The 12332-nt window shown below is 70.8% G+C and carries 11 protein-coding genes; 3 read left to right on the forward strand and 8 right to left on the reverse strand.

The window, feature by feature from the left end:
- Window positions 1–170 precede the first annotated feature (170 nt).
- From OG867_RS08060 to OG867_RS08075, 4 genes are all read right to left on the reverse strand, one after another.
- Window positions 171–1460: a hypothetical protein gene (locus OG867_RS08060; protein WP_406283909.1), complete on the reverse strand. Its 1290-nt coding sequence runs from the start codon at window positions 1458–1460 to the stop codon at window positions 171–173.
- Complete coding sequence (locus OG867_RS08065) at window positions 1450–2013, reverse strand: DUF6114 domain-containing protein (RefSeq protein WP_406283911.1); 564 nt, start codon at window positions 2011–2013, stop codon at window positions 1450–1452. The genes OG867_RS08060 and OG867_RS08065 overlap by 11 nt, the downstream gene beginning before the upstream one ends.
- A 96-nt stretch (window positions 2014–2109) precedes the next feature.
- On the reverse strand, window positions 2110–2775 hold the full coding sequence (locus OG867_RS08070) for a DUF6230 family protein (protein WP_406283913.1): 666 nt from the start codon (window positions 2773–2775) through the stop codon (window positions 2110–2112).
- A gap of 627 nt (window positions 2776–3402) precedes the next feature.
- Complete coding sequence (locus OG867_RS08075) at window positions 3403–4374, reverse strand: tetratricopeptide repeat protein (protein WP_328902468.1); 972 nt, start codon at window positions 4372–4374, stop codon at window positions 3403–3405.
- A 319-nt stretch (window positions 4375–4693) separates the two neighbouring features.
- Here OG867_RS08075 and OG867_RS08080 point away from each other — a divergent pair, with 319 nt between their 5' ends.
- A complete protein-coding gene (locus tag OG867_RS08080) occupies window positions 4694–5353 on the forward strand; it encodes a TetR/AcrR family transcriptional regulator (protein ID WP_406283916.1) in 660 nt (219 codons plus the stop codon).
- On the opposite strand, the gene OG867_RS08085 is transcribed toward OG867_RS08080, so the two are convergent.
- The 4 genes from OG867_RS08085 to OG867_RS08100 form a co-directional block, all read right to left on the reverse strand.
- A complete protein-coding gene (locus OG867_RS08085; RefSeq protein WP_406283918.1) occupies window positions 5329–7029 on the reverse strand; it encodes a methylmalonyl-CoA mutase in 1701 nt (566 codons plus the stop codon). The two genes, OG867_RS08080 and OG867_RS08085, sit on opposite strands and share 25 nt — an antisense overlap.
- A 79-nt stretch (window positions 7030–7108) precedes the next feature.
- Window positions 7109–7444: a DUF3817 domain-containing protein gene (locus OG867_RS08090; RefSeq protein ID WP_406283920.1), complete on the reverse strand. Its 336-nt coding sequence runs from the start codon at window positions 7442–7444 to the stop codon at window positions 7109–7111.
- Between the two features lie 65 nt (window positions 7445–7509).
- Window positions 7510–8019: a MarR family winged helix-turn-helix transcriptional regulator gene (locus tag OG867_RS08095; RefSeq protein ID WP_026171455.1), complete on the reverse strand. Its 510-nt coding sequence runs from the start codon at window positions 8017–8019 to the stop codon at window positions 7510–7512.
- Window positions 8020–8029: 10 nt separating this feature from the next.
- Window positions 8030–9418, reverse strand: a complete 1389-nt coding sequence (locus OG867_RS08100) for an MFS transporter (protein WP_406283922.1) — start codon at window positions 9416–9418, stop codon at window positions 8030–8032.
- Between the two features lie 74 nt (window positions 9419–9492).
- Between OG867_RS08100 and OG867_RS08105 the strand changes: the two genes are divergently transcribed.
- Both OG867_RS08105 and OG867_RS08110 read left to right on the forward strand, forming a co-directional pair.
- Entirely contained in the window at window positions 9493–10476 is a 984-nt protein-coding gene (locus OG867_RS08105) for a DUF5937 family protein (protein WP_406283924.1), read from the forward strand.
- Between the two features lie 224 nt (window positions 10477–10700).
- On the forward strand, window positions 10701–12329 hold the full coding sequence (locus OG867_RS08110) for an IS200/IS605 family accessory protein TnpB-related protein (protein ID WP_406290830.1): 1629 nt from the start codon (window positions 10701–10703) through the stop codon (window positions 12327–12329).
- The last annotated feature ends 3 nt before the right edge of the window (window positions 12330–12332 follow it).

Below are 12332 nucleotides of genomic sequence, written 5' to 3' on the forward strand. Positions count from 1 at the left end.
TTGTCGAAGGCGGCCGTGGAGCCCCGCCCGCGCCCGCCTCCGCTGCGATACGCGCTTCTCCCGGCTGCGTCGCGTACAACGAACTCACGTGTCCCCCGCAGACGTTGACGAACATGGTGACGGCCCGCACCCCGAGGGGCGGCGGGCCGTCGCCATGCTAACGAGAGGCGTCAGGCGCCGTCCTGGGTGAAGTAGTTGTGCAGTCCCGGGACGGTCAGGGTGCCGCCGAACTGGCCGGCCTGGGTGACCTTCACCTTCGTGAAGAAGGCGAACGGGACGTTCAGCGGGGGCGGGGTCTCCGGGCTGAAGGTGATCGGGATGAGGCCGAAGAGGTTGCCCTTCAGCTCCTCCGTGTACATCGTCACCGTGCCGTTGCGGATCGTGGAGGTGGAGCCCTTCCGCGCCTGCACGTGGCCCGTGGTGCCCGGCTGGGGGCCGGTCGTCAGCTGGTGCAGGTCCTTGATGTCGATCGAGGACGCGGTGAACTTCAGCACCTTCTTGGTGGTGTTGCCCGCCCGTACCTCCACGATGCCCTTGTAGTCGAGCCCGTTCAGGGTGAGCAGCGAGCTCTCCAGGATCCACGGGTCGGTGGGCAGGTTGGGAATGCCCGGCTCCAGCTTCGCGTCGGCCAGGGCCTCCGGGTCCGCGGTCGGGCACGGGAACGGCTCCTTGGCGCCGTCCGGGATGTCCTCGTCCTTCTTGGCGTCGGTGCCCTTGACGTCCTCGTCCAGCTCCTCGACCGTCCGGCCCGCCTTGCCGGCCGCGTCGCGGATGGCCTCGGTGGTCTTGTCGGCGGTGTCCTTCGCCGCGTCGGTGGCCTTGTCCGCGGTCTCGTCCTTGGAGTCCTCGGTGTCCGCGGTGGCGGACGGCTTCGGGGAGGCCGTGGTGGGGCTCGGGGACGGGCTCGCCGTCTCCTTGTCCTTGTCACCGTCGAAGAGGTCCTTGAGCGCGTCGCCGAGGCCCAGCGGGTCGAGCGGGTTCGTCGTCTTCGTGGGCGACGGGGTGGCGGCCGGGGTCTCGGCCGGGGCGGCGTCGGTGCTCTTCTTCGCGGTGTCGGTGCTCTTCGCGGTGTCGTCCGCCGAGCCCGTGGCCGTGGGCTTCGGGGTCGCCTCGTCGGTCGTCCCCGGCGTCGGCTTCGCGCTCTCGCTCGTGGACGGGGACGGCGTCTTCGACGCGGAGGGCGTCGGCTCCGCCGACTCGCTCGGCTCGTCGGAGCGCGTGACGCAGGGGCCGGGCGCGAAGGGGATGTCCGCCGTGTCGTCGGCCATCGCCAGCCGGGGCGTGAGGCCCATCCCGACGAAGACCGCCGTCGGCATCGCGGCGAGCGCGAACGCCTTCTTGCCCGCGGGCATGTGGAGCTTCGTCAGCAGCGACTTCTTCGGGGCGGCGTGGCGGGGGCCCCTGCGTTCGCGGGCCCCGTTCTCGTCCGCGCCGTTCATCTGCTCGTCGTCACCCCGCACGGTGCCTCCCGCCCTCGACGGTGGTGTCGTACGGGGCCTGCGGCTGCTCGGGAACACCGGCCCCGTGGAGCGCGCCCTCGGGGAACGGCTCGTCCTTCGCGAACGAGACGGTCTCCGGGGTCTCCTCGGCGGGAGCGGGCTCCGCGGCCGCCTGCGGTTCGCCCGGGGCCCAGGACACGGAGAGCGCGCCGCCGAGCAGGGCGAGGACGAAGCCGATGATGAAGCCGCCGATGTTGGCGACGGGTATGGAGATGAGGGCCAGCAGAATCGCGGCGACACCGGCGAACACGCGGACGATGCTGTGGAACCACATCGTCAGGCCCAGCGTGACGAGCAGGACACCGATGATCAGCGAACCGGCGCCGGCCGTGGTGGACATCGCCAGCGTCACGTTGCCGAGGTGCATGTTCGCATACGGGAAGTACATGATGGGCACGCCGCCCAGCATGGTGAACAGTCCGGCCCAGAACGGCCGGTCACCCCGCCAGGTGCGGAAGCCTCGCCAGGAGAGGGTGAGGTAGTGCTCGTTCTGCCCTTGGGATTCGGGGCTCATGGAAAACAGCTCCCTGGGAACCGGTACTGCCGTGAGAAAGAGAAGGGTGGGCGGCCGGGGGCCCGTGATGCGCCCCCGCCCGCCCGGGCTAGTGCCCTAGTAGCACTCGTCGACGCCCTTGGACAGCCCAAGGTGCAGACCCGGCAGCTTGAACGTTCCTGCCGTGGTGGCCCACGCCTTCTGCTTGACGTTCTTCAGATTGGCGTGCTCAGCGCGCTGCGCGAAGCCGTTCGGGTTGACCTTCTCCTCGGTCCCGGGCTGGATGCCCGGGCCCTTCAGATCGCCCGAGCGCACACCGATGTCGATGTTCTTGAACTCGGCGTCAGCGTTGAGATCCGAGACGTCGAGGTAGAGGCCGGTCGCGTCGACCAGCTTCTTCTTCCTCTCCTCGCCCGTGGCATTCCCCGGATCACCGGCGGTCAGCTTCAGCGTCACACTGCCCAACCCGAAGGGCAGGTTGGGCGTGACGACCGACTGGCACATCTTGGTGATGGTGGCGTGGCTGAACCCGGACACGGCGACCGGAGCCGCCTGATCCTCGCCCTTGAGGCTCTTGCCGGACGCGACGCTGCCGTACTGGACGAAGTTGTCACCGTCCAGTTCGTCGGCCCTGACCTTGAACTCCTGGCCCGACACGCTGAAGGACGCGGCGAGCGCGCCCTGGGCCAGACCGACGCCGACGGCGGCGGTGGCTATGACGCTCGGCACCATGACGACAGCGAAACGCTTCCATCTCGTGCCACCGCGAACCTGGGAACTCATACTTTTCCTCCTTCTCGGACGTACATCTCCGGTCAGGCATCCTGCCCGACCTGGGATGGGAGAAGTGCTACGTCCTCGGAAAGGAGAGCGCCCGCGAACGGAGGCTGTACCGCGTCCGCTTCACCGGCGATCACCCCCGAGCGACAACCACTGGTCACGCGTATACGCGACCTGATCGGACAGGCCCTGCCGGTCGGCAGGAACCCCCCTGTCCGGAGCCGGCGCCACTGCCGCCGACCCGCCCGGTGGGGACCCAACGGAGCCGCCGCTCCCGACTGGCAGCCGGACTGGCGTTATTGGACCGAGCGTGGCCGATCGTGGTCCATTCCCGGCCGGGACACAAGGGGGTTCGTTACTCACTGGTAACGCCCCCATAACCGAGCCACGACCTGCTGGCACCGAGTGGCCACACAGGGTGGCCCCGGACCAACGGACGAAAAGGAGGAAGGTTAAGCGAAACGGGACAGATCACAAAGATCGATTTACTGCGAGTAACAGGGCGTGCTTTTATCAAGATTTGGTAAAGCAGGGCCCACTCTTATCGCCTGATCGCGAAAACGGCCGCGGCGCCCGAAGGCGGCCGCGGCCGTGTTGTCAGTTCAGAACAATCGGATCGGACAGAGCGGATCAGAACAGGACGCGCGCGAGCGCGGTACGCGCGGCACCGACCCTCGGGTCCTCCGGGCCGATCACCTCGAAGAGGTCGAGCAGCCGCAGCCGGACCCGGTCGCGGTCCTCGCCGAACGTCCGGCGCACGGTCTCGACCAACCGCCCGAAGGCGTCCTCGACATGGCCGCCGACGAGGTCGAGGTCGGCCGCCGCCAGCTGCGCGTCCGCGTCGGCCGGCTTCTCCGCCGCCTCCGCGCGCACCTTCTGCGGGTCCGTCGCCCGGACCCGGGCCAGCAGCTCGGCCTGGGCGAGGCCCAGCTTCGCCTCGGTGTTGGCCGGGTCGTCGGACAGCACGTTCTTGTACGCCTGGACGGCACCCTCGAAGTCGCTGGCGTCCAGCGCCTGGGCGGCCGCCTCCAGGAGGGAGTCGTACGGGCCGGCGGGGGCCGGAGCCGCCACCTGGACCTCCGGGGCGTCCGACGGGTCGACCGCGATGCCGGTCAGGCCGAAGCGCTCCTCGCCGACCTGGATCAGCTGGTCCAGGGTCTGCCGGATCTGGGCCTCGGGGGCCGCGCCCTGGAAGAGGGGCAGCGCCTGTCCGGCGACGACCGCGAAGACCGCCGGGATGCCCTGGATGCCGAACTGCTGCATCAGCGTCGGGTTGGCGTCGACATCGACCTTGGCCAGCAGGAAGCGGCCGTTGTACTCGTGGGCCAGGCGCTCCAGGAGCGGACCCAGCTGCTTGCACGGCTCGCACCACTCGGCCCAGAAGTCGATGACGACGGGCACTTCGGCGGAGCGCTGGAGGACGTCGTTCTCGAAGCCCGCCTCGTTGACGTCGATCACGAGGGAGGACGCGGGGACGGCCGAGGGGCCGCCCTGACGTGCGGAGTCGGCGCGCGCCTGCTCCGCCTTCGCCTTGGCCTCTCCGGCCGCCTTCACCGCGGCGAGGTCGACGACGCCGCTCATGGACATGTTTCTGGGCTGCATGCGTACATCCTCCCCCTTCGGTGCGCCGTTCCGGAAAGCGATACGTGAAACCGCGCCCGTCCGCGACCCCCGCCGGCGTGCGGGGTGGACGGACAGACACGGCTGCGGAGCCCCTGAAAGACCCGGTTCGGCGCCCGGTCCCCACCCGGCGCCTGTGGCTGTCGTTCGTTCGTGGCGTCCACGACGGTCCGGACCGTCGTCTTACGCTACGACCCGTAGCGTAACTGGCCACGCCCCCTCACGCACAAGGGTGTTCGGTGATCTGTCTCACGGCTTCCGGGGCCGGTCGGATTTACCTACTGGCGGGTATGGTCGCCGCATGCTCAGCCGCCCCCACCCCAAACCCGCACGATCGGGACGCCCGCGCAGCACCGAGGCCGACGAGGCGATCCTGGAGGCGACCAGAGCCTCGCTGGTGGACCTCGGCTGGTCGAAGCTGACCATGGGTGACGTGGCGACGCGGGCCGGGGTCGCCAAGACGACCCTCTACCGGCGCTGGGCGGGCAAGAACGAGCTGGTCGTGGACGCGGTGGCCGTCCTCTTCGACGAGCTGGAGATGCCGGACCTGGGCAGCCTGGCCGCCGATGTGGAGGCGGTCGTGCTCCAGTTCGCCGCGCTGCTCGACCGGCCGGAGACCCGGACCGCGTTGATGGCGGTGGTCGCCGAGTCGACGCGGGACGAGGCGCTGCGGGCCCGTATCCGCGACTCGATCGTGAACCGGCAGAAGCGGCTGGTGCTCCAGGGGCGGCAGCGGGCGCAGGAGCGCGGCGAGCTGCCCGTCGAGCCGGACGAGGCCACGGCGGACCTGACGGCGGACCTGATCTTCGATGTGATCGCCGGCGCGGTGGTGCACCGGACGCTGGTGAGCGCCGAACCCGTCGATGCCGACTGGGCCCGGCGCTTCACGCTGCTGCTGCTGGCGGGCCTGGGCGCGGCCGCCGGACAGCCGGTACGTCAGAAGCCCGCCGGCTCCGTGTAGACGCCCCACTCGTCGCGCAGGACGCCGCAGATCTCGCCGAGGGTCGCCTCCGCGCGGACCGCGTCGAGCATCGGCGCGATCATGTTGGAGCCGTCGCGGGCGGCGGCCAGCATCGCGTCGAGGGCGCTCTTGACCCGGGCGTCGTCGCGTGCCTCCTTGCGGTCGGCGAGGACGCGGACCTGCTCGCGCTCGACCTCGTGGCTGACGCGCAGGATCTCCAGGTCGCCGGTGACCGAGCCGTGCGCGACGTTGACGCCGACGACGCGCTTGTCGCCCTTTTCCAGCGCCCGCTGGTACTGGAACGCGGACTCCGCGATCTCGCCGGTGAACCAGCCGTCCTCGATGCCGCGCAGGATGCCGGAGGTGATCGGGCCGACCGGGTGCCGCCCGTCCGGGTGGGCGCGGGTGCCGCGCTCCTTGATCTGCTCGAAGATCTTCTCGGCGTCGGCCTCGATGCGGTCGGTGAGCTGCTCCACGTACCAGGAACCGCCCAGCGGGTCGGCCACGTTGGCGACGCCGGTCTCCTCCATCAGCACCTGCTGGGTGCGCAGCGCGATCTCGGCGGCCTGCTCGGAGGGGAGCGCCAGGGTCTCGTCCAGGGCGTTGGTGTGCAGCGAGTTGGTACCGCCGAGGACGGCGGACAGGGCCTCGACGGCGGTGCGTACGACGTTGTTGTACGGCTGCTGCGCGGTGAGGGAGACCCCGGCGGTCTGGGTGTGGAAGCGGAGCCACTGGGCCTTGTCGGTCTTCGCGTCGTACGTCTCCTTCATCCAGCGGGCCCAGATGCGGCGGGCGGCGCGGAACTTGGCGATCTCCTCGAAGAAGTCGAGGTGCGCGTCGAAGAAGAAGGACAGGCCGGGCGCGAAGGTGTCGACGTCGAGGCCGCGGGAGAGGCCGAGCTCCACGTAACCGAAGCCGTCGGCGAGGGTGTACGCCAGCTCCTGCGCGGCCGTCGCCCCGGCCTCGCGGATGTGATAGCCGGAGACGGAGAGCGGCTTGTACGCGGGGATGGAGGCGGCGCAGTGCTCCATCAGGTCGCCGATGAGGCGCAGATGGGGCTCGGGCTGGAAGAGCCACTCCTTCTGCGCGATGTACTCCTTGAAGATGTCGGTCTGGAGCGTGCCGTTGAGGACGGCCGGGTCGACGCCCTGGCGTTCGGCGGCGACCAGGTACATGCAGAAGACCGGGACGGCCGGGCCGCTGATCGTCATCGACGTCGTGACGTCACCGAGCGGGATGTCCTGGAACAGGACCTCCATGTCGGCGGCGGAGTCGATGGCGACGCCGCAGTGGCCGACCTCGCCGAGCGCGCGGGGGTCGTCGGAGTCGCGGCCCATCAGCGTCGGCATGTCGAAGGCCACGCTGAGCCCGCCGCCGCCGGCGGCCAGGATCATCTTGTAGCGCTCGTTGGTCTGCTCGGCGTTGCCGAAGCCGGCGAACTGGCGGATGGTCCAGGTGCGGCCCCGGTAGCCGGTCGGGTGGAGCCCCCGGGTGAAGGGGTACTCACCGGGCCAGCCGATCCGCTCGAAGCCCTCGTACGCGTCCCCGGGGCGGGGGCCGTACACCGGCTCGACCGGGTCGCCCGAGAGCGTGGTGAAGTCCGCGTCACGCTTGCGGGCCTTGTCGTAACGGGCCTGCCAGCGGCGGCGGCCTTCCTCGATCGCGTCAGCGTCCATGCCCCCCAATTTACTAGGACGTCCTAGTAAATGTCGATGACAAACCGCCCGGCGCTTCGCGCGGGGCGGTTCGTCGAGGTCAGACGTTCGCGGGGGCCGCGGGCGCCGCGTCCGCGATCAGCGGCTCGACCTCGCGGACGACCTTGCGCTCCACGAAGAACGCGGCCGTCGGGATCGTGCCCGCGATCAGCACCCAGGCCAGCTTGCCCAGCGGCCACTTCGCCTTGGAGCCCAGGTCGAAGGCGAAGATCAGGTAGACGATGTACAGCACGCCGTGGATCTGGGAGACGACGAGCGTCAGACCCTCGCCCTTGTCGAAGCCGTATTTGAAGATCATGCACACGCAGAGGATCAGCAACATGACGGCGGTGACGTAGGCCATCACCCGGTATCGGGTCAGCACACTGCGTTTCATGCCAACGAGCGTAACCGGACGTCCGGGGCGATCTTGCAGCGGGCCGGGCACCGGAACAGTGCCTCTCAGATCTCCTCGAAGTCCTGCGCGGCGATGCGCAGGGGCCGCAGCAGCGCGAAGATCTCGGCGCACTCCTCGGCGTCGTACACCCCGAGCCCGAACTCCATCGCGACCAGGTCCCGGGTGGCCGATTCCACGACCTCGCGGCCCTTGTCGGTGATCGAGGCCAGCGTGCCCCGGCCGTCGTTCGGGTTCGGGCGCTTGTCGACCAGGCCGGAGCGCACCAGCCGGTCCACCGTGTTCGTCACGGACGTCGGGTGGACCATCAGCCGCTCGCCGATCTTGGACATCGGCAACTCGCCCGCCTTGGAGAAGGTGAGCAGCACCAGCGCCTCGTACCGCGCGAAGGTCAGTCCGTACGGCTTGACGACGGCGTCGACCTCGGCGAGCAGGATCTGCTGCGCCCGCATGATCGAGGTGATCGCCCCCATGGACGGGACCGGGCCCCAGCGCTGCTGCCAGAGCTCGTCGGCGCGGGCGATGGGATCGAAGGGAAGGCTGAGCGGCTTCGGCACGGCCACGACCTTACCCATGGGGAACTTGTCGGTCCTCCCCGTCTCGCACTTCGGTCCGGCCCTCGGTAGCGGGTGCGGTTCCGCGGACCTCCGCGACCAGCGGGAGCAGGCAGAGCGTGCCGAGGACGGCCGCCCCGGCGACCACCCGGTGCACGGGGAAGAACTCGGCCGCGAGCCCGGTGAGCGCCATCCCGACGCCCTGGAGCGTCATCAGCCCGGCGGTGAGCAGGGTCATGGCCCGCCCGCGCAGCTCTTCCGGGACGGCGGCGACGAACCACTGGTCGAGGCCGATGACGTACGCGGACGAGGCACCGGTCACCACCAGCGCGACGGCGGCCGCCGCGACGCCCGGCGTCAGCGCGTACACCGCGAGAGGCAGCAGCCCGGCGGCGGCCAGCGGCAGCACGATCCGCTCCCGGGTGCGCGGGCGCAGCGCGGAGCCCGCGTACAGCTCGGCGGCGATGTGGCCGACGGGCATGGCGCACATCAGCAGCCCGAGCGCGGCCGGGCCGACGCCGATCTCGTCGGCGTACGGCGCCGCGACCGCCTCCGGGGCGACGACGAACAGCGGGGGCAGCCAGAACAGCAGCATCAGCGCCCGGAGGCGGCGGTGGCCGAGGACCAGCCTGGCGCCGGACAGGGACTCCCGCAGCAGCCCGGCACCGCCCGTCTCGCGGGCGCGGGCGGGCCGGTCACGGGTGCCGAGGCGCAGCAGCGCCGCCGAGCAGAGGAAGGTGGCGACGGTGATCGTGATCGCGCCGCGCGGCGGGAGCACGGTCAGCAGCACCCCGCCGACGCCGAAGCCGGCGAGCAGCGACCCCTGCGAGACGATCCGCAGCAACGAGCGCCCCAGCACGAACAGCTCGCCCTCGCCGAGGATGTCGGTGAGCGCGGCCATCCGCGTCCCGGTGAAGACCGGCGAGACGGCGGCGACCAGGCAGCGCAGCGCCAGCAGCCCGGCGACCGGGGTGCCCGGCAGCACCATGACGGCGACGCAGACCGCGCAGACCAGGTCGCAGGTGACCAGGACCCGGCGGGCCGGGTAGCGGTCGGCGATCCCGGCGAGCAGGGTGCCGCCGACGAGGTAGGGCAGCATGCCGAGCGCGAAGGTCAGGGCGCTGAGCAGGGGCGAGGAGGTGAGGTCGTAGACGAGGACGGTGAGCGCCAGCTCGCTGACGACGACGCCGAGCAGCGAGAGCAGATGCGCGGCGAAGACCGCCCGGAACTCGCGTACGGCGAAGACCGCGCCGTACCCCCGGGGCGCGGCCGGCCCGCTCGGGTCAGGGGGGCCGGGGCGCTCCGGGGGCGGGGCCGGGAGAGGGGCCGGTCCGGAGATGGCGGGGTCCGGGGTGTCGGGGGTGTGGCGGTCCGCCCGGGGATCGGTGGTGTCTCTCGGCATGGCCGCAGCCTGCGGGACCGGGGCGCCCGGACCGTAGACTTTCGTCCCCAGCCGAATCTTCCCGGAGTGCGCCGATGTCCTCCCAGCTGCATTTCGACGGGAGCGATCTGCTGCGCTGCCGTTTCGCCGTCTCGCCGCTGTGGGAGACCCAGGCGGCCGTACGGGTGCTGGCCCGACCGGAACAGCACGGCTACCACCTGCCGTGGCTGCGCCGGATCCGGGACGCGGCGGCCGGGCTCGAACTGGGGCCGCTGTGGCTGCTGATGCCGGACGGCGGGCACTGTCCGGACTTCTTCTCGCCGCCGCCCGTGGGGCCGCTGGCCTCCTTCGAGGAGGAGATCGCGGCGGTACGGGCGGTGGATCCGGAGTTGGCCCGCCAGGACATCGCGGCCTCGCTGCGGGCGCGGCCGGGGGCGCTGGGCTCGCCCGTCGGGCAGGCGTTGCTGGCCGATCCGGCGCGGAGTCTGCGGGAGCTGGCGGACCTGCTGGAGCGGGCCTGGGAGGTGCTGGTCGCGCCGCACTGGCCCCGGCTGCGCGCGCTCCTCGATGCGGATGTGGCGTACCACTCGCGACGGCTGGCGGCGGTCGGTTTCGAGCGGCTCCTCGGTGAGCTGAGCCCCCGGCTGCGCTGGTCGGGCTCGACGCTGACCATCACCGACACGAAGAGCCGGCACTCCCGGGTGCTGGGCGGCCAGGGGCTGGTCCTGATGCCGTCCGTGTTCGTCTGGCCCGCCACGGTCGGCGGTTTCGAGGACCCCTGGCTCCCGGCCGTCGTCTATCCGGCGCGCGGCATCGGGGGCCTGTGGTCGGAGCCGGGCGCGAGCACCCCGGAGGCGCTGGCGCGGCTGCTCGGGCGGGCGCGGGCGGACGTGCTGTGCGCGCTGGACGAGCCCGCGGGCACGAGCGCGCTCGCCCACCGGCTGGGCCTGGCGCCGTCCTCGGTGTCGGAGCACCTGTCGGTGCTGCGGGCGGCGGGGCTGCTGACCTCGCGGCGCTACGGACACCAGGTGCTGTACGAGCGGACGCCGCTGGGGATCGCGCTCGCGGTGCCGGAATGAGGAGAGCCCCGCCGGTCGTCCGGCAGGGGCTCACGGGGCGTTGCGGGGTTCTGAACTGCTGTGGGCTGAGTGCGCATGAGTGAGTTGTGGTGCTTGGGAGTGAGCTGGGTGGGGTGGGTGTGCGTGGGGGGATATGAATTCTGAGGTCGAATGGGTGACCTTGTGGGGGGTTGCTCGTTTGTTGCGGGTGGTGGGGTGTGCCGGTTGTGGGTGGGGGTGTGGTGGTGGGCGGTGTGCGGGAGGTGGCGGCGTCGTTCGTGGTGGCTGGGCCGTCCGGGGTGGCGGTGCGGGACCGTCTCAAGCACCTCACCGGCCAGGACGAGCGGGTGTTGCGGGCCGTGGGTGCGTATCAGGGTGGGCTGGCGTCGCGGGATCTGAAGGCGCGGTGTGCGGACGGCCTGAACCACAGTGCTGAGTCGTGGGCTGTGCGTAAGCGGGGGTTGACGGGGTTGTCGTCGTCGCGGATCGCTGGGGCGATCACGAAGGCGTCGCATGATCAGTGGGCGTTGGCCCGGCGGTGCCTGGCCGCGCACATCCGGAGCCTTGAGGCCGGGATCCAGACGCTCAAGCATCGATTGTCGCTTCCGGTCGGGGCCAAGGGGACGAAGCGGGCGGCGGGTGGTTACCGGTCCAGGGGTGAGTGGTTTCACAAGTCCCGCCGTCTCAAAGCCTTGGAGGACCGGCTTGCTGCTGCTGTCGCGGACTGGCGGTCGGGGCGGGTGCGGGTCGTGCGGAGCGGGAAACGCCTGTTGAACACCCGCCACCACCTGACCGAGGCCGGGCTGAGCGAAGAGCAGTGGCGTCAGCGGTGGGAGGCGGAGCGGTGGTTTCTCGCGGCGGACGGTGAGTCGGGGAAGCGGTACGGCAACGAAACCATCCGCGTCACCCCGGACGGCCGGGCCAGCATCAAACTCCCCGCCCCCCTGGCCCACTTGGCCAACACCGCGCACGGCCGCTACACCCTCACCTCCACGGTTGGGTTCGCGCACCGGGGTGCGGAGTGGGCCGACCGTATTGAGGCGAACCGTGCTGTGGCCTATCGCATCCACTACGACACCGGCCGGGACCGCTGGTACCTGACCGCGTCCTGGCAGAAACCAGTCGTGCAGATCGTACCGTTGGAGGCGGCGAGGGCCGGGGGTGTGATCGGGGTGGACACCAACGCCGATCACTTCGCCGCCTACCGCCTGGACCCCCACGGCAACCCGGTCGGTGAACCCCACCGCTTTCCGTACGACCTGTCCGGAACGGCCGCACATCGTGACGCGCAGGTCCGCCACGCCCTCACCCGCCTCCTGCACTGGGCCCGCCAGACCGGTGTCACCGCGATCGCCATCGAGGACTTGGACTTCACCACGGAGAAGACGCGGGAGAAGCACGGCCGCAGGAAGCGTTTCCGGCAGCTGATCTCCGGCATGCCGACCGGCAAGCTCAAGGCCCGCCTCGTCTCCATGGCCGCCGAACACGGTCTCGCGATCATCGCGGTCGACCCGGCCTACACCTCGATGTGGGGTGGCCAGCACTGGCAGAAGCCACTGACCACCCCCCGCCGCAGAATGTCCCGTCACGATGCCGCCGGTATCGCGATCGGGCGACGCGCCCTCGGACACCCGATCCGGCGTCGGACGACACCGCCCCGCGCGCACCAGAGCGATGCGCACGGGCATCGGACCGTCCAGGCCGCACCAGGTGCCCCAGGGCGCGAGGAAACCCGCCCCCGCATCCCCGGACCACGGACACGATCCGCGCCACCGGACGCGGCGAGAACGCGGGCAACCAGGACACCCAAAACCGTTCGGGATGTCCGCAGTGAGCAGGAATGGGTCCAAGACCCACTCCTGCTCACTGAATAGGAA

It is taken from the genome of Streptomyces sp. NBC_00209 (assembly GCF_045206345.1).
GTDB lineage: Bacteria > Actinomycetota > Actinomycetes > Streptomycetales > Streptomycetaceae > Streptomyces.